The organism is Pontibacter sp. LHS1 (genome assembly GCF_058932855.1).
In genome coordinates, this window is sequence record NZ_JBZYWF010000001.1 from 810,949 (window position 1) to 829,273 (window position 18,325).

Genomic DNA, 18,325 nt, shown 5'->3' on the forward strand with positions numbered 1-18,325 from the left:
TTTGATTATCCCAATTTACAAATACTTCTGATACAGGTTATACAGTATCAGCTTCTCGTCCTCGGTCAGCGGCGCATTCACATCCGTCTGTATAAAATGAATCTTAAAAGCCCGCACAGCAGCCTCTGGATTGCGGGTGTCGTAGCCGATGATGCGCAGGGCGTCGAGGGGGCTGAAGTGCTCGGGCAATGTATACCTTGGCACGGTTTCCATTACGAGCAAAGGCGAAGCATCTTGCTCACCGCCTACAGGCACTTCGCGCAGGACTTGTTCTTTCTCCAGCACGTCTTCGTCAAACCACAAGCCAAAGCCATTGTCGGCCAGCGTCTTCCACGGGAACATCGGACTCGGGTCTACTTTGCGAACCGGCGCGATATCGGCGTGACCGATGAAGTTCTCTGTAGGTATACCGTGCTCTTTTTTGAGTTTGCCCAGCACCGCGATCAGGCTGTTGATCATCTCCTCCGGGAAAGGCTCTGAACCGTTGTTGTCGAGCTCTATACCTATGGAAGAGGAATTGAGATCGGTGTTGTTTCCCCATTTGCCAGCGCCACCGTGCCAGGCACGCATGTGGTCGTGTAACATCTGGTATACCTTACCATCGCGCCCAATCACGTAGTGCGAACTCACCTTCGTAGAGGGCATGGTAAAGGTCTTCAGGGTTTGCGCCGTGGAGTTTTGTGCCGTGTGGTGAATGACCACATAGTTTGGTTTGCGCAGGTTGAAATTGGTGGTGCCTACCCAGTAATCGCCTTGCGGATAGGTATGTTCGCCGGTAGGTGCCGCAGGTATAGCTCGCAGCGACTTGGCGTATGCTTTAGCCTGTTTTTTATAGGACTTGTTAGTTGCGGCGTAAGGGTTTGTGGCGCAACTTGCCAGTAGGCCGCAGCCTAGTAAGAGACTCAGTGCTTGCGTTAGAATGCGTTTCATATCGTGTTTACTTGTTCAGTAAATGTTTAAATCTGTATTGGCTATACCTGTCAGTACTGCTTTTACCTGTTCATACCGCAAGTTTAGCGAAGCGTAACTTGTGGTTGTGCATGGGGCCAGTTTGTAACTGGCGTAGTGGTGGCTGTAGTTATAGCAACTAGTATTGCTTTGTAGTTTGCCCTGGCCGGGCGGGCCTTACTTTTTTCCTTGATGAAAAAATCGAGGGCCCCTACCCCCAGTAAGCAAAAAAATCAAGACGCTCCAAACTCGCTGAACGCTCAAACAGTGGAGCGTCGTTTGGTGCACATGGCCAATGCTACTTGTTGCATAGCTTGAGGAGCAAGTTAGCCTTTCAATGCGTGCCAGCGGAATAACATCAGTAACTACAACACCTATACATATAAATCGGCAACGGCAGAAAAGCCCCCTTTGTGGGTAGGGCCCTCTTGAGAGGGGCAGAGGTGTGTTAATCGTTCACGAGAATCCTGTCAATCCTTTAATCCTGAGAATCCTGATTCTGACAATACCCCATACCTATAGGTATACCCACCGCAACATCGTATATTTGGCTTTAGCCCTTAATAACTTGACGCCCCTAATATTGCTTTTATTTGCAGGAATTTAAAAAATTACCGCAAATAAAAATACATATACCTGAAAACTGTTAAATTGCAGTGTATCTGATATTAAATTAACCTATATCACCTTGAAACCATCCTATTACTTCTCAATGGCCTTTGTTCTGCTGCTGATTTTCGGCACAAACAACTTGCAAGGCCAGACCAACAAAGCAAGAACAGGCAAGGCTACTGCCCAAAAAGCGACTGCTGCCAGCTACACGCCGGGTCGCGACGCTGAATTCCTGCAGTATATCAACAGCCGCTGGGTTGACTCTGTCATGAAAACCCTGACGCCGGAAGAGCGCATTGCCCAGCTGATCTCGATTCCAGTGTACTCTAACAAAAACCAGGCGCACATCGACTCGATCAGCAACATCGTGAAGACCTATAAGGTTGGCGGCATGATCTTCTTCCAGGGAGGTCCGGTGCGTCAGGCCAAGATGACCAACCGCTACCAGCAGGAAAGCAAAGTGCCGCTGATGATTTCCATTGACGGTGAGTGGGGTCTGGCCATGCGCCTTGACAGCACCATCCGTTTCCCATACCAAATGGCCCTGGGCGGCATCGACAACGAGCGCCTGATCTATGAGATGGGTGCCGAGATCGCTCGTCAGTGCCAGCGATTGGGTGTGCACGTGAACTTTGCGCCTACTGTGGATATTAACAACAATGCAAATAACCCGGTGATCGGCTTCCGCTCCTTCGGCGAAGAGAAACATAATGTGGCCAGCAAGTCACTGGCGTACATGAAAGGCATGCAGGACAACCGCGTGCTGGCCAGCGCCAAGCACTTCCCGGGCCACGGCGACACCAACGTGGACTCGCACTACGGCCTTCCGCTCATCAACTTCTCCCGCATTCGCCTTGACTCTATCGAATTGCACCCTTTCCGCACCCTTATGGACAAAGGCCTGGGCAGCGTGATGGTGGCGCACATGAACATCCCGGTACTCGACAACACACCAAACCTCGCTTCTACCCTTTCGAAGCCGATTGTTACTGACCTTCTTAAAAACGAGCTTAACTACAAAGGCTTAGTATTCACCGACGCCCTCAACATGCAGGGTGTTGCCAAATTTTACCCGCCGGGAGTTGTGGATGTGAAAGCTCTGGTAGCTGGCAACGATGTGATGCTGAACACGATGGATGTGAAAACAACCATTCAGGAAGTCAAAAAAGCCATTGCCAACAAAGAAATCACACAGGATGAGATTGACTTCCGCGTTCGCAAAGTGCTGGCTGCCAAGCAATGGGTAGGACTGGACAAGTGGAAGCCGATCGAAACCAAAAACCTGATCGCCGACCTTAACAATCCGCATGCGCAGTATCTGAACCGTCAGTTGACCGAAGCTTCGCTCACGCTCTTGCGCAACAAAAACCACATCCTGCCGATCCAGACACTCGACACGTTAAAAGTAGCTGCACTGGCAATTGGCACGAAAAAAGAAACTGCTTTCCAGCGCGACCTGGCCCGCTATACCCAAGTAGATACCTTCTTCCTGCAGCCGACCAACTCTATTGAAGAACTGTTGGCTATGAAGGAAAAACTAAAGGACTACAACCTGATCATCGCAGGTGTGCACTCCTTGCAGCTGAAGGCGGGCAGTAGCAATTTCGGTATCACCGCCGAGATGAACCTGTTCCTGAAAGAACTTATCCGTAACAAGAAAACGATCGTGAGTGTGTTTGGCAACGTGTACAGCCTCGCCGAAATGGAGAGCCTCGATAAAGCCGACGCCGTGATTGCCGCTTACCAGGAAAATGCCACCACGCAGGATCTTGTTTCACAGCTGATTTTTGGAGGTATAGGCGCTACAGGCAAACTACCTGTTACAGTGAGTAACGCCTTTAAGATTGATGATGGTCTGCTGACCAGAGGTGGCTGGCGCATGGCTTACTCCATGCCGGAGGCCGTAGGTCTAAAGTCGCAGGACCTGGCAGGTATAGACTCGCTTGTGCACCAGGCTATTCGTGAAGAAGCTGCACCGGGTGCACAGGTACTGGTGGCCAAAGACGGCAAAGTGATCTATCACAAAGCCTTCGGATACCATACCTACGACAAGGAACAACCGGTGCGTATAGATGATATCTACGACCTTGCTTCCGTGACCAAAATCAGCACCTCCATGGCAGCACTGATGCGCCTGAAAGGGGAAGGCCGCTTTGACGAGAACCAAACGCTGGGCACCTACCTGCCAATGGCTGCCGGCACGAACAAAGCTGATCTGAACTACCGCGACATCCTCACGCACCAGGCCAGACTTAAGTCCTGGATCCCGTTCTGGAAAGAGACCGTGAGGAAAAACGGTAACTTCAAGTGGCGTACGTTTAAGGCGGATTCTACAAGAAGATTCCCGATCAGAGTAGCCAACAACCTCTACATCCACCGCAAGTACGCCGACAAGATTTACAAGGAGATCATGGAATCGCCGCTGAACGAAAAACCAGGCTATGTATACAGCGACTTGTCCTTTATTCTGGCTCCGAAAGTAGTAGAAAACATCACTGGCGTGGGCTTTGAGACATACCTGCAAAACATGATCTACAAGCCAATCGGCGCGACAACTTTGACGTTCAATCCTTATAAACATTATCCAGCCTCTCGTGTAGTACCAACTGAATTTGAGCCACACTTCCGTAAGCAGCTGTTGCATACTACCGTGCACGACGAGGGCGCTGCCATGCTGGGCGGTGTAAGCGGTCATGCTGGTCTTTTCGGCAACTCCAATGACGTAGCCAAACTCATGCACCTCTACCTGAACGAAGGCCTGTATGCCAACAAGCGCTACATTGGCGAGAACGTGGTGAAGGAGTATAGCAAGTGCCAGTTCTGCGACCAGGGCAACTACCGCGCCCTCGGCTTCGACCGTCCTGCCAAACCAGGAGCACAGAACAGCAACGCTGCCCCAAGTGCTCCGGCAGAAAGCTTCGGTCACTCCGGCTTTACCGGTACTTATACCTGGGTTGACCCGGTGAATAACCTGGTGTATGTGTTCCTGAGCAACCGCGTGAACCCTACCCGCGAGAACAACAAGCTGAGCAAACTCAATACCCGCACCGGTGTGCTGCAAGTGGTGTACGACGCCATGGGCAAGAGCAAAGAGAAACAGCCTGCAGAAGCTTCTGTGAATTAAAATATAAGGTATAGCCGTCCCGGGTAAAAACGGGGCGGCTATCTTTTTATACCTCTCCGAAACACGCTATACCTTAACCGCCTTATACCATGACTAAACTCTCGACAGCCCCTCCCCTGACAGACGCTGGTTTACTCAGACCTCAAACGTATGAGCGTTACCTTTCACTTGATGTGCTCCGCGGCCTCACCATTGCTTTAATGGTCGTGGTGAATAATCCCGGCAGTTGGGGCAGCATCTATGCTCCTTTCAAACATGCCGCCTGGCACGGCTTCACGGTAACGGATCTGGTATTTCCGTCCTTCCTGTTTGTGGTAGGCAACGCCATGAGCTTCAGCATGCGCAAATTCGAGACGCAGCCGGACAGTGTGTTCCTGCGCAAGGTGCTCAAGCGCACGGCCCTTATCTTTCTGATCGGTCTGTTCCTGAATCTCTTTCCATTCGTGATGCGCAATCCGGAAGGCGCCATCGTCATGAAGGATTTCACGGCGGTTCGAATTATGGGTGTGTTACAGCGTATAGCGCTTTGCTATTTCATCGCTTCGCTGGCGGTGCACTATCTAAAATTCAAGGGAGCTGCCATTTTCAGTGTAGTGGTACTGTTGGGCTACTGGGCTGTGATGTATTTCTTCGGCGACTCCGCTGACCCGTACAGCCTCGCTGGCAACGCCGCCCGCAAGTTCGACGACCTGATCATACCTGAAACCAACCTTTACAAAGGCTTCGGCATACCTTTCGACCCGGAAGGACTGCTGAGCACACTGCCAGCCACCGTGAATGTGATCGCTGGTTACTTCGCAGGCCTGTTTATCCAGAAGAACGGCAACAACCTGAGCACTGTCTTCAAACTCAACCTGGCCGGTGCCGCACTGGTAGCCATCGCTTTCGTGTGGGACTTCGCTTTCCCGATCAACAAGCCCATCTGGACAAGTTCTTACGTGCTGCACTCTGTGGGTTTAAGCGTGATGCTGATTGGTGGACTAATGCTGATTATCGAAGTGCTGGGCTTTGTGAAGTGGTCCTACTTCTTTGAAGCCTTTGGTAAGAACCCGCTTTTCATCTTCGCTTTTGCCACGCTGGTGATCAAGCTGCTCAACTTCATCCGGATTGACGACATGAGTTTGCAGAAGTGGCTCTACACCCATCTATTCCTGAGTTGGTCTGAAGGGAAAACAGCATCACTCCTGTTCGCACTAGCCTATATGCTAACCATGTGGGTAATCGGCTTCTGGATGGATAAGAAGAAGATTTATGTGAAGGTCTAGGGTATAACGTGCCTGATTTTGAGAGCCTGTTCCATTAGTGGGGCAGGCTTTTCATTTTGTCTGAATCAGGATTTTCAGGATTAAACGAGGGCCTCTATCCCCACGGATTCACAGGATTTATATACCGTAGGGACAGGTCGCGACCTGTCCGCGCGATGACTGTGCAATGAAACAGGGTTGATATATACAGTGAACTACAGCTGATTCGGACATCCTTGTCCGAATCCTATCCTGCTGCGGACTTTCTAGTCCGCGTTTACCAGCACATGGGGACCAGGAAGTCCCCTACAGTGGGGATAGGGCCCCTGTATAAAGCTTCGGGACATGGATGTCCCGAAGACCATTTGTAATCATCAAGTTTTTTGCTGGTGCACGATTGGACAGGTCACGACCTGTCCCTACACATTAAACATTCCATTCCATAAATCCTGTCAATCCGTGGGGATAGAGGCCCTCTTTAATCCTGAAAATCCTGATTCAGACAGTATATTTTCAGAAAAAAATCTATATTTGATTTTTACAGATTAAATACGACCAGAATGCTTAAGGAAGAACGGCAGGCTTTTATCATAAAGCAGATCAACCTGCACAACAAGGTGCTTTCATCGGATTTGAGTTTGAAGCTCAATGTATCGGAAGATACGGTTAGAAGAGACTTGAACGAACTGGCAGAAAGCGGTCAGATTTTGAAGGTACACGGAGGCGCTTTGTCGAAGTCATTTCATTACCCGTTCAGCCAATCGGAGGTATATGCCAAGGAGTCGAAGAAAGATATTGCCCGGAAGGTAATTGACCTGCTAAAAGACGGCATGAGCATACTCGTTGGCGGTGGCACGACCATGATTGAAGTCGCCCGCATGATTCCCGACACACTGCGCTGCACGTTCTTTACGGTGAGCCCGCTGGTAGCACTGGAACTGGCCGAGCGCCCGAATATCAACGTGATCCTGCTGGGCGGACAGCTTTCCAAGAACTCCCACATCATGATTGGGGCGCAGGTGGTAAACCAGCTTTCTGAGATCAAGGTGGACCTTTGTATACTCGGCACCAACTCTCTCTCCGTAGAAGACGGCCTGACAGACTCTGACTGGGAAGTAGTGCAGGTGAAAAAAGCAATGATCCGTTCTGCCAAAAAGACTGCCATCATGAGTATCGCCGAAAAACTCGGCTCCGACCAGAATATGAAGGTATGCGACCTCAACTCCATTCATTACCTGGTAACGGACCTAAATCCGGAAGACGCAAGTCTGAGAGAGTATGCAGCAGTCGTTGAGACAGTTTAAAAATTATATAGTCTAAAACAAAGAGGCCCGTTACTTGAACGGGCCTCTTTGTTTTATGGTCACACGAGCATTCTACAAACACTCATCCAGCAGATAAACGATCGACTCGTAGTTACGACCAACCGCCTCCGTCATGGCCATTTCGCAGGTCTTGCCTGAAGAATAATATCCGTCATACTCCCGCTGTTTCACCTCAGCCGCTTCAGGTGCCGTAGCAGATGCTGTTAGCTCCGGCACCAGGAATCCACGGTCGCCAGCCATACCGCAGCAACCGGCGTGCATCGGCACAATTACTTCATCAGCTAGTTGCCTTGCTATACTTACAAAACGCCCCTCCAGCCCCATTTTCTGCAGGGAGCAAACCGGGTGTAGCACCACATTCGCTTTTTTGCGCTGCACAGTGGCATTCGGCAGAATGAAGTCGGCAATGTAGTCGATGCTGTCGATGATCTTGATGCTGTCGAATTTCTGCTTGTTCTCAGCGGTGAGCACCGGACGGCAGCTTTGCAGGGTTTGGGTGCAGGATGTGATGTCGAGCACCAGTGGCAGACGGCCCTTGTCTGTCCATCGCCACACCTTCTCTATTGTTTCGTTGGCGGTGTAGGCGAAAGCCTGGCTATACCCTTTCGAGGAGAAGATCTGTCCGCAGCAGGCACCTTGCACATCCTGCGGAATTGTAAACTTCAGCCCTACCTTATCTGATACACTTTTAAACGTGTCGATGATGTTTTTCTTACCCGACTCAGCGGCACCCATGGTGCGGGAAATACAGGTCGGGAAGTAGACTACAGCGGCTTCTGCCACAGGAGCTGTCGCATGGGCAATAGACCGGGCTATACCTGGAGCCGGGGCCAGTTGCTTTGTCCAGAGTGGGAAAGAAGGAATCATATCTTTCACCTCTTCGGTAAATCTGCCCAAGGTATTCGCACCCAAAAGTTTGTTCACACCCGCTCCTGCCTGCAGGCCCAATTTAACGGCTGACGAAACAGGCCTGAAATTCTTCGCCACCATCAGCGCCACCTGGTTTGCCAGCTCACTGTGGTTCTCGCGGCGAAGGCGTTTCACCAAATCGCCGGTGTTGATGTCGACCGGGCAGGCAGTGGCGCAGAGGCCGTCGACTGCACAGGTATCCAGCCCGTCGTACTGGTACTGGTTCAGCAGTTCTTTGTGCTCTTTCTTCTTGCCTCTGCGTTGCAGGTTGAGTAGTTCCCGGCGCACCACAATACGCTGCCGTGGCGTCAGGGTGATGTTTCGGCTCGGGCATTTGTGCTCACAGAAACCACATTCCATGCAGCGATCCACTTCCTCCTCCACCTTCGGCAGGTCCTTCAGATTCTGGATGTGTGCGTTCTGGTCGTGGTTAATGATGACGCCAGGGTTGAGCAGGTTCTCCGGATCAACCACCTGTTTGAGCGCTTTCATAATGCGGTATACCTCTGGTCCCCATTCCGTCTCCACAAACGGCGCCATGTTCCGACCCGTACCGTGTTCGGCTTTCAGGGCGCCTTCGTATTTCTTCACCACCAGCTTCACCACTTCTTTCAGGAAGCGGTCGTAGCGGGTAACTTCTTCCGGTGTGTCGAAGGCCTGCGTGACAACAAAGTGGATGTTGCCGTCCTTGGCGTGTCCAAAAATAATAGCGTTTAGGTACCCGTGTTTGCGGAAAAGATTCTGCAGGTCAAGGATGGCGTCACCGAGTTTTGCAACCGGCACGGCGATGTCTTCGAGCAACACGGTGCTACCGCTGGCCCGCACAGCACCCACCGCCGGGAACATACCTTTGCGCACCTTCCACAACAGGCCCTGTTCGATCGGGTCGGTTGTGAAAACAGGTTGCTCCAGCAAAGCCAGCTCCGGTGCCAGCGCCATAAATTTCAGGATCTTCTCCTGCACCTCTTCGTGCGTGTTCGCCTGAAACTCTACCAGCAAAGCGGCTGCCGTATCAGGCAGTGTTTTGATCACAGCCGGAACACCCGCCATATGCTCAATAGAGCGCAGCGAAGCACGGTCCATCAGTTCAACTGCCTCGGCACCCGCCTCTGTGAGCGGTACAATGGCCTGGCAGGCAGCATAGATATCAGGAAAATATAGAAGTGCCGTCGACTTGGCCGGATAATCAGGCACGGTCTGCAACACGGCCTCGGCGATGAAGCCGAGTGTACCTTCTGCCCCGATCAGCAAATGCGCCATGATGTCGAGCGGGTGCTCGTAATCGATAAAGGCGTTGACGGAGTAGCCGACCGTGTTCTTAGTCTTATACTTGTGCCGGATCAGGTAATGCAGCTCCGGGTTGTTGCGAATCTGCTGCTTGATCTTTTGAAGTGTCAGGTATAGCTCAGGGCATTCCTCGCTGAAGCGCAGGTAGTCGATCTGTTTTTCGGTGGTGAAGCATTGGCCGCTGGGCAGCACAAAGCTGATGTACTTCGTGGTGTGGTAGGAGTTCTTGCTCACGCCGCAGCACATCCCGCTGGCATTATTAGAGAGGATCCCACCCATCATGGCCGAGTTGATGCTGGCCGGGTCCGGACCGATCTTGCGCTTAAACGGACGCAGGTGCGCATTCACAATGGCACCGATCACACCGGGCTGCACCCTTACCTGTGCCCCCTCCTGCTCTACCTGCACTTTGTTCCAGTACTGGCTCAGGTCAACCAGTATGCCGTCTGTAATCGACTGCCCTGAAAGGCTGGTACCAGCCGTACGAAAGGTCAGAGGCACCTTGTGCTGGTGCGAGAAAGCAAATAAATGTTTGATCTCCTCCTCCGACACCGGCTGCACCACGGCCTTCGGCCTTAGGTAGTAAAAGCCCGCGTCAGAAGCGTAGGACACGACATCGATCAGGCGTGCCCGAATGCGCGCTTTTGGTAACACACTCTCCAAAAGCAATGCTATATTCATAAGCATGAGAACAAAAGAACTTTAGATAAAGGACAAAAGACTGCCCCACTCAATGCTTCCTTAGTTAAGAAAACACTTACGATGTTTCATTATTCGCACTTACCTGAGGTATGACCGTTCACACATTACAGGTATAGGCTTAATAAGTTGTCTGTTTTACTTTAGGTCCACGTTCGGCTTCCTCCAGGGCGTCCATCATCATACCGCCGCCTGGTTTACTCGTTACCAGCAACAGGATAAATGTGATAGCGGCATTCACCACAATCAGCTCAAAGCCCATGGCATAGCCTGTCCAATCCACAGAGTTAGTATCCAGAATATAAGTCAGCACCGGCGAGATCACGCAGACATACGGCACCAGTTTGTCTGCTACGGCGCGTTTGTTGGCCATACCGAAAGCAAACAAGCCCAGCAACGGACCATAAGTATAGCCAGCTGCTTTGAAGATGGCATTCACCACCGAGTCGTCGTTGATGATCTTGAACACGAGGATCACCAGCAACATCACCACCGAGAAACCGACGTGCACCATATGGCGGGTACGGATCAGCTTAATGTCGTCGTGGTTGGCCTTTTTGGTGAAGTTCAGGAAGTCCACACAGAAAGAAGTTGTGAGCGCCGTGAGGGCAGAGTCAGTGGTAGCAAAAGTAGCCGCCGTAAGACCGAGCATGAAGATAATAGCCGGAATCATGGCCATGTGATTCAGGGCGATTTCCGGGAACAAGTGGTCAGGCGTAGCAAGCGCCGTTACGTCGATGCCATTGGCTTCTGCATAGATGTACAGCAAGGCACCCACGCTCAGGAAGAAGATGTTGATCGACACGAAAACGCCCGTAAAAGTGAGCATATTCTTCTGTGCTTCGCCGATGTTTTTGCAGCTCAGGTTCTTCTGCATCAGGTCCTGGTCCAGGCCTGTCATGGCGATGGTCACGAAAATACCGCCAATGAAATGCTTCAGGAAGTGACTCTTCGTACCCAGGAAATCTTCCCAGAAAAACATTTTGGAGTAAGAGCTGTTTTTCACCGCCTCAAAGGTCTGCACCACGTTCAGGTCGAGGCTGCTGGCGATAAAGATGATGGAGAAGATTACCGACGACACGATAAAGAGTGTCTGCAGGGTATCTGTAATTACAATCGTTTTAAGACCGCCCTTGTGGGTATAGAGCCAGATCAGAATCAAGCAAATGGCCACAGTCGCCACAAACGGTACGTTCCAGGCATCGAAAATAAAGCGCTGCAGCACGATGGCCACCAGGTATAGACGGAAAGCCGAACCAATGGTACGCGACACCAGGAAGATCATCGCACCCGATTTGTAGCTCCAGTAGCCGAAGCGTTTCTCCAGATAGGTATAAATGGAGATCAGGTTCATGCGGTAGTAGAGCGGCAGGAGCACAAAAGCGATCAGCACAAAGCCGACCGTGTTACCAAGCACAAACTGGAAATAGCCGAAACTACTGTTGACCACCGCCCCCGGCACCGAGATAAAGGTCACACCCGATAAAGCGGTACCGATCATACCAAAGGCCACGAAGTACCACTTCGAGTTGCGGTTGGCGATAAAGAAACTGGAGTTGTCTGATGATCCTTTCGAAGTGAAGTAGGATATACCTATCAGTACCGCAAAATAGCCGATCAGGAAAGACAAAAGAACGATTGGAGACATAAGGTAATTAGTTTGTCATCAGCGAAAGAAGTCAAAAGCGATGATGCCTGTAACTTATGCTTTCGCACATGATTGTAAGTTACTAAGTTTTGCCGAAATGTAGGCAATGTTAGCTGCTTTGAGAACTAAGGCTTTATTAAAGGGCTATGATAAAGATATATCGTTTCGAACGCAGCATGAAAACTGAAGAAGTAGAGACTCCGGTTTTCTCTGAGCTACGCTCGGCCTCTTCGACTCCCGTCTCGAGCATGTTCGAAACGACTCTTATATTGTTAGAAATCCTACTTCGAAACCAGCACACTGGCTACGGCCTTGCGCACACTGCCATGCTTCTCCAGCAATGCAGCCGCTGTTGCTTCGTCAGCACCAGTCTCCGCCATCACCATGCGCACGCCGCGGTTATAGAGTTTGTGGTTCGTCAGCTGCATGTCTACCATTTTGTTGCCACGCACGCGCCCCAGTTGGATCATAACGGTGGTGCTGAGCATGTTGAGCACCAGTTTCTGGGCAGTACCGGCTTTCATGCGGGTGCTGCCTGTCACAAACTCAGGGCCAACTACAACCTCTACCGGATATTGAGCCTCAGCTGCTACCGGACTGCCGGTGTTGCATACAATGCAACCGGTTGCCAAGCCATACTCGTTCGCCATGCGCAAACCGCCGATCACATAAGGTGTCGTGCCTGAGGCGGCTATACCTACGATGACATCGTGCTCGTCGAGGCCGTATTCTTTCAGGTCTTCCCAAGCCTGCTCCATGTCGTCTTCGGCAAACTCAACGGCTTTGCGGATGGCCGTGTCGCCACCGGCAATCAGACCTACCACCATGTCGAATGGCACACCAAAGGTCGGAGGGCACTCAGAGGCATCCACTACGCCCAAACGGCCGCTGGTGCCGGCGCCTATGTAGAATAACCGACCACCTTTTTTCATGCGATCCGCTACTACTTCTGCCAGTTTTTCTATTTGAGGAATTGCCTTTTCAACGGCCAGTGGTACGCTTTTGTCTTCACGGTTGATGTTCTCCAGCACTTCCCTCACCGACATCTTTTCCAGGTTGTTATAGTTCGAGTCTTTCTCGGTTGTAATCTCCATGTTGTGTTTTAAATAATTCCTTCTAAATCAATCGCTATACCTGTTCCTATACCTTACTTGGCAGGCACATACTCCAGGCAGGCGATCTTCCCATCCATTGTGCTCACGACCACTCTGTTTTTGCCGAGCGGCATCACTGGGTTCATGAGACTGTTTGAACTCTTGTATTTCCAAAGTACTTCCCCACTCTGGCGGTCCAATGCACTGACCAGACCTGAGTGCGAAGGCACCAGTACGACATTGTTGTGTTCGATTATAGCTGAAGGGGCCAGCTCGTAAGGCAGCTGCAGCGTCGACTTCCAGTCTACCTGCAGGGCATTTGCGGAAGTGGAAACGCCGTATACCTTCCCGTCCATGGTCTTCACGTATACCAGCTTACCATCATTCGAAATCCCCATCGATTCACGCACGCGGCCTTCTTTCATTTGCTCACGCCACAGCACTTCACCTGTGTTAGCGTCCAGAGAGGTCATAAAGCGGTCAGGGGCCACAATAAAGATGCGGCCATTGGCAGCTACCGGGTAGCAGGCTGCCGGTGAAAACATCCGGTTGCTGGAGCCGTTGCTCCATTTCCAGGCCAGCTGACCAGTTTTGGCGTCAAGGGCATAAAACTCATTGCCCCAGCTACCGAAATATACCTTGCCCTGGTAGAGCAGTGGCTTGGTCACTACAAAATTGTTCACCTGATCAAAATCCCACAGCAGCTTGCCTTTCTTCAGATCAAGAGCACGAAAATGCCCATCCGAAGCACCTATGTAGACTACGCCTTTCTCGATAAGCGGCGAACCCAGCACAGGCCTGTTGGCTTTAAATTTCCAAACCAATTTGCCTGTAGCGGCAGAGAGGCAGTAAATATGGTCATCCGAGGAGCCTACCACCACAAAGCCATTCGCCACAGCCGGAGTAGAGTAGATTTTGCCATTGGTGCCGTAAGTCCACCTGCGCTTTCCGGTTTTGCTATCTAATGCATATACCTGGCCCGTCGTGTTCGTGGCAATGACCAGATCTTTATAAACAGCTGTGCCCGCCCCGACATCGCTATCGTCCTGGTATTCCCAAACCAGTTTCACATTTGGGTATAATTTATTTACGGCAAATGACGGTCGGTGGTGCTTAGTCGGGTCGTTGGCGAAATCATGCTTTACCAGCGGCACTTCAATCCATTTCGGCAATGTTTCTATACCTGGCTTCCGGATTTCAAAACTGGCTTTTCCGTCGGCGAAGGTCACAATGTTATACCCTCCCACTTCTTCTTTTGCACGCAGATTAGAGCGACCCATCACGGCAGGTATACCGTCGTAGCGGTATTCGCGGTTGTTGTGGCCGTGGCCGTGCAGGATCAGCTGGGTGTTGTAGGAACGCAGCTTGTCTGTTACGTCGTACCAGTTATTCAGCGAAGAGTCCTGTGGGTAGTGGTTGAGAAAAATAACCGGCATTTCCGGATCGGGCATGTGAGTCAGCACCGAGTCCAGCCACACGATGTTCTCGCGCGGAATCTGCCCCGGCCCCATGCGCATGTTTGGTCCTGAACCAGTGCCTGCAAAGAGGTAACCTTTGTAGGTAAATGCGAAGGTCTCTGCCCCGAAAACAACCCGAAAGCTGTTGCTGCCGCTCTCTGACCAGTTGGTATCGTGATTGCCAGGCACAATGTACCAGGGCTTTTGGAGGGTGTTGAATAGCTGTTTAGCCAGCTTCAGTTCTTCATCCGAACCAAACTCGGTGATATCGCCGGTGATGACTACAAACTCAAGATTGGGGTCAGCATTGATGTCAGCGATAGTACGCTCAAGGTCTTCCTGGGCAGTGGGATTGCCGATGTGGGTATCGGATACAAAAGCGAATTGGAGAGACTGACTATAGCCAAGCCTGGCGATTAGAAACAGTGCTAACAAAGCGGCGTACTTCCGTAAATTCATCTGTTTATTTCCTCTTGAAGCAAAAAGACCGATGGCAGCACTTCGAGTAGTTGTACCCATTCTGCTCATGCCGCCTTTTGTTTGGTAAACTAGCGCAGAAACCGCACAAAAGCGCACGAGCAAAACGAATACTGTCCCTTTATTTTGTATAAAACTAAGCACTTGTTCGTAAAGTTCAAACTATTTCGCAAGTTTTTTTCTAAAACCGGCAAAAACACGCAAAAAACCTCCATTTATCAACCAATACATCCCTGTGCTTGCGCCAGGCTGTTGTTCGGCCACTGCACCCGGCATCTAATTGCCTTTCATTAATTGTCTGAATCGTGGCAGCTCCGCATATAAGCCAGCGCCCGGGCAGGTGGTTTGAGCAAAATCCTTGTGTGCTCCCAGGCTGTCGGCAGGTATACCAAAGCGCTTTGCCAGGGCCGGCACCAGTTTCTCGAGCGTTTTCAGCTGCGCCTCCGTGATTGCCTCTTTTTCAAAGTTGCCCTCTACCACCACCAGCAGATGACCGGCCGGATCGTAACTGGTGTTGGAATCGCCGGCGTAGTTGAGATCCCGCGCCTCCCCTACAGCCCCATGCACATCCACATACAGGTGATAAGGTACATCGGCCCAGGCTGGTTTCATGCGTCCGTCCGCCAGGGGACTGTCTTCCTGCGAGAACTTCTGCAGATTGCGCAGCTTGTCAGCCAGGCTGCGGTCAAACAACTGCGGCACACCGGTATGATGGATGGTCAGCCTCGTTAGTTTATGGGGCCGCATTGGCAGCACGGGTGCTTTGGCTCCCCACTCCTCCCGCGACAGGTAGGTTATACCTTCCGGTATCAGCGGTGTGTCGGAGGTGGCAGCAGGTTGCTGACAACTCACAAAGCCAGCAAGAAGGCACATCAGTATCAGTATTTTTTTCATTCAGTTTCAAATCTTTTTGAAGCGCAGGTATAGCGCTCTACTTTTATTGCTCCAGCAGCTCATCCAACCTCACAAACTGGTAGCCTTTCTTTTCCAGCCTGGTGAGCATTTCGTCCAGCCGGTGGTAAAATTTGTCTGTCCGCCTCGGGTCAGTGCCGATGTGCAGGAGTAGCATAAAGCCGTTCAGGCCGTTCCTGTCTTTCGCCTCATAGGCCATAATCGACTGCAGCACCGTCTCCGAATCCACATACCTGTTTCCCATTTCGGGGTAGGTATAGTCGGCGGCAGAGCGGGTGCCGGGCGAAAAATTCACCAGTTGCAAACCTTCCTCCGCTGTCCAGTTGCTGATGCTGCGGTTGTACCATTCGTACGGCGGCAGATAGTAAGGCGCGTCTTTTTTTTTCACACCAAAGGCTTCCATGCGCTGGTAATTCTTCCGCAGGTCTTCGCTGAACTGCTCCCGCGTCACCAGCAGACTATCCCGTTTTGTCCAGTCGCAGTAAAGCAGATGCTCGTCAGAGTGTGCTCCCAGGTAATGTCCCTCTTTTTTCAGATCCCGGATCAAGGAGCTAAAAGCAGGATTCCGGTAAAAGCGCCCCGTGAGAAAGAAGGAGGCTTTGGCCTGGTGCTTCTTGAGCACCTTACTGATCACCTCTCCTCCGTCTGCATACTCATCCCCGGTAAAGATCAGCGCGATCTGCCGGGCAGTTGTATCGCCGCGGATGATCGCTCCGTGGCTGTCAATTATTACTTTTTTACCTGACTCCCCTCCTGTGAGCTATACTCTTTGGAGGCCAGCAGGTAGATCAGCGATGCGGTACCGTCCATAGTCGGCTCATTGGTGCTGTAGTCACCGAAGTCGTCGTGGTATACCACCAACTTTGACTGGAACTCAGCATAAGGGTCTTCGCTGTAAAGCTTTATACCTTTCAGGTTGTTGAAGATGCTGCCATACACCGGACCATCCACCAGGCCACCGTCAATCGGAAACTTGTGCAGGTGCGTGAATGCCGAATGCGGATCTGTAGGGGTGTCGCCATGCGCTGGCAGACCATATACCATGCTTGTTCCCCAAGGGTTCACACCGAACAACCAGTCAAAATTAGCCTGCTCCAGCTCTGCGTAAGTCTGGTCACCGGTCAGCTGGCGGTACAGGAAGCTCTGAATAGCAAAAGAGGTGGTCAGGTTGTTGGAGCACCAGATAAACGGCACCCCACGGTAAAAGGCATTTTTCTTTGCCTTAGCATGTACCCGTTCTATACCTTCTTTGTAGAAACCGATCAGTTCAGCCTTTGTCTTTTCATCTGATTTCTTGGCCAACTCGAAGTGACCGAAGTTATGGAAAGGATACCACTGGTAGTGACGGGCTGTATCGGCACCCATCCAGGGCGTCACCTTTTCCTGCAGACCGTAGGTATAAGCCTGCTTGAAGAACTCTTGCTTGCCGGTCAGTTGGTAAAGTGCCGCAGCACCCAGTTGCATGTCGTCTACCCAATTATCTTCTTCATAGAAATAAGGAGCCAGGCAAGGAGCGGTCTGGGCAACACCCGGCTTCGCCAAACCTAGTTTGAAAGCCGACTGTGCTTTTTGAGTAAATAAATCAGATAACTCCTGGTCTTTACTGTTGTAGATCTGTGCGGCCAAACCAAAAGCGCTTGTAAACTTTCCTGCGATAGAGGCCACGCCGGTCGCCCGGTTCTTATACTTGCCAAGACCCTGTGGTTCTCCAGTGGCGAAGTATACAGGCCGCGCTCCCCCTTTGCCCATACCGTAATCAACCGGATCTTCGGTTGGCAGCCTGAATCCCTGGTGGTCGCGATCGTCAGCGAGTTGGTTGAAAAGCCAGTCTTCACGCGGGTGCATCTTCAGGAGCCAGTCCAGTCCCCACTTTGCCTCGTCGAGCACGTCGGCTACACCGTTAGTACCTTCGAGTCCGTTGGCCTGATGCTTGTCGGTGAACACGCCCGGAAAATCTCGGTAGGCAGCCAACAGGTGGTAAGTCGCATTGGCTGAAGTGGTGGCATACTGCAGGTAATCCGAGGCATCGTGCCAGCCACCCGACACGTCGATGATCGTGCTGTCGGGCATCGGGCCATACATGGTGTAGCCGTCCTGGGTATGGCAGGAGTCTTGCAGGTATGGGTTGAAGCCGCTGCGCTGCTGGCGCATGTAGCGCAGCGCAAAGTCTGCCGTGCCTTTGTACACGTCGGCGTCGATCCGGAATTCCGGCGACTTAGCATTTCCGGCCTGCAGGTAGTAAGTGCCCGGCTTGTTGAATTCGGTAAAGTTCAGACGATAAGATTCTTCAAAAGGACCGTAAGCGCCAAAAGCCTGACCAGCTTTTCCTTTGAACACCACTTTACCGGTGGCAGCGTCTACCAGCTGAAAGCGGCGAAGCTTTCCTTTCGACTTACTTCCCCACACCGCTACTTTTATACCTTGAGGGGTATAGCCTAACTGGTTGATACGGATCCAGGCAGGACCTTTGGCGGCCATACCTGCCTCCTCAAAATCAGGAGCAGCTTTGTTCGAAAATGCAATGGCGTTGGCCGCCACGATCATCGTCGTCAGCACCAGTGCCAGTATGGTCTTTTTCCTGTTCTTCAT

11 protein-coding genes are annotated in these 18,325 nt (G+C 51.5%); 3 read left to right on the forward strand and 8 right to left on the reverse strand.

Annotation, left to right across the window (positions count from 1 at the left end; translation table 11 throughout):
• Window positions 1–15 precede the first annotated feature (15 nt).
• Window positions 16–930, reverse strand: a complete 915-nt coding sequence (locus AC5FXQ_RS03550; RefSeq protein WP_493601110.1) for an N-acetylmuramoyl-L-alanine amidase — start codon at window positions 928–930, stop codon at window positions 16–18.
• 706 nt (window positions 931–1,636) lie between these two features.
• Here AC5FXQ_RS03550 and AC5FXQ_RS03555 point away from each other — a divergent pair.
• The 3 genes from AC5FXQ_RS03555 (at window position 1,637) to AC5FXQ_RS03565 (ending at window position 7,232) form a co-directional block, all read left to right on the forward strand.
• Window positions 1,637–4,684: a serine hydrolase domain-containing protein gene (locus AC5FXQ_RS03555; protein WP_493601111.1), complete on the forward strand. Its 3,048-nt coding sequence runs from the start codon at window positions 1,637–1,639 to the stop codon at window positions 4,682–4,684.
• Window positions 4,685–4,773: 89 nt separating this feature from the next.
• The gene (locus AC5FXQ_RS03560; protein WP_493601112.1) at window positions 4,774–5,949 is read left to right on the forward strand and encodes an acyltransferase family protein; all 1,176 of its coding nucleotides are present in this window, start codon (window positions 4,774–4,776) and stop codon (window positions 5,947–5,949) included.
• A 539-nt stretch (window positions 5,950–6,488) separates the two neighbouring features.
• Entirely contained in the window at window positions 6,489–7,232 is a 744-nt protein-coding gene (locus AC5FXQ_RS03565) for a DeoR/GlpR family DNA-binding transcription regulator (RefSeq protein ID WP_493601113.1), read from the forward strand.
• A 72-nt stretch (window positions 7,233–7,304) separates the two neighbouring features.
• On the opposite strand, the gene AC5FXQ_RS03570 is transcribed toward AC5FXQ_RS03565, so the two are convergent.
• The 7 genes from AC5FXQ_RS03570 to AC5FXQ_RS03600 form a co-directional block, all read right to left on the reverse strand.
• On the reverse strand, window positions 7,305–10,130 hold the full coding sequence (locus AC5FXQ_RS03570; protein ID WP_493601114.1) for an FAD-binding and (Fe-S)-binding domain-containing protein: 2,826 nt from the start codon (window positions 10,128–10,130) through the stop codon (window positions 7,305–7,307).
• 139 nt (window positions 10,131–10,269) lie between these two features.
• Window positions 10,270–11,796 carry a sodium:solute symporter gene (locus AC5FXQ_RS03575; protein ID WP_493601115.1) on the reverse strand — a complete coding sequence of 509 codons (1,527 nt, stop codon included), beginning with the start codon at window positions 11,794–11,796 and terminating at the stop codon, window positions 10,270–10,272.
• Between the two features lie 281 nt (window positions 11,797–12,077).
• Entirely contained in the window at window positions 12,078–12,890 is an 813-nt protein-coding gene (gene murQ, locus AC5FXQ_RS03580) for an N-acetylmuramic acid 6-phosphate etherase (RefSeq protein WP_493601116.1), read from the reverse strand.
• A 53-nt stretch (window positions 12,891–12,943) separates the two neighbouring features.
• A complete protein-coding gene (locus AC5FXQ_RS03585) occupies window positions 12,944–14,806 on the reverse strand; it encodes an outer membrane protein assembly factor BamB family protein (RefSeq protein ID WP_493601117.1) in 1,863 nt (620 codons plus the stop codon).
• 294 nt (window positions 14,807–15,100) lie between these two features.
• Window positions 15,101–15,718, reverse strand: a complete 618-nt coding sequence (locus tag AC5FXQ_RS03590) for a peptidoglycan recognition protein family protein (RefSeq protein WP_493601118.1) — start codon at window positions 15,716–15,718, stop codon at window positions 15,101–15,103.
• A gap of 43 nt (window positions 15,719–15,761) precedes the next feature.
• Window positions 15,762–16,466 carry a polysaccharide deacetylase family protein gene (locus AC5FXQ_RS03595; RefSeq protein ID WP_493601272.1) on the reverse strand — a complete coding sequence of 235 codons (705 nt, stop codon included), beginning with the start codon at window positions 16,464–16,466 and terminating at the stop codon, window positions 15,762–15,764.
• Window positions 16,466–18,325 (reverse strand): glycoside hydrolase family 9 protein, encoded by a 1,860-nt coding sequence (locus AC5FXQ_RS03600; protein ID WP_493601119.1) that lies wholly within the window; start codon window positions 18,323–18,325, stop codon window positions 16,466–16,468. Before AC5FXQ_RS03600 ends, AC5FXQ_RS03595 begins: the two co-directional genes overlap by 1 nt.

Coding starts and splice junctions, on each gene's coding strand:
- AC5FXQ_RS03575 (WP_493601115.1), bottom strand. CDS start 11,796: ATGTCTCCAATCGTTCTTTTGTCTTTCCTGATCGGCTATTTTGCGGTA.
- AC5FXQ_RS03550 (WP_493601110.1), bottom strand. CDS start 930: ATGAAACGCATTCTAACGCAAGCACTGAGTCTCTTACTAGGCTGCGGC.
- AC5FXQ_RS03570 (WP_493601114.1), bottom strand. CDS start 10,130: ATGAATATAGCATTGCTTTTGGAGAGTGTGTTACCAAAAGCGCGCATT.
- AC5FXQ_RS03560 (WP_493601112.1), top strand. CDS start 4,774: ATGACTAAACTCTCGACAGCCCCTCCCCTGACAGACGCTGGTTTACTC.
- murQ (WP_493601116.1), bottom strand. CDS start 12,890: ATGGAGATTACAACCGAGAAAGACTCGAACTATAACAACCTGGAAAAG.
- AC5FXQ_RS03565 (WP_493601113.1), top strand. CDS start 6,489: ATGCTTAAGGAAGAACGGCAGGCTTTTATCATAAAGCAGATCAACCTG.
- AC5FXQ_RS03585 (WP_493601117.1), bottom strand. CDS start 14,806: ATGAATTTACGGAAGTACGCCGCTTTGTTAGCACTGTTTCTAATCGCC.
- AC5FXQ_RS03590 (WP_493601118.1), bottom strand. CDS start 15,718: ATGAAAAAAATACTGATACTGATGTGCCTTCTTGCTGGCTTTGTGAGT.
- AC5FXQ_RS03600 (WP_493601119.1), bottom strand. CDS start 18,325: ATGAAGAACAGGAAAAAGACCATACTGGCACTGGTGCTGACGACGATG.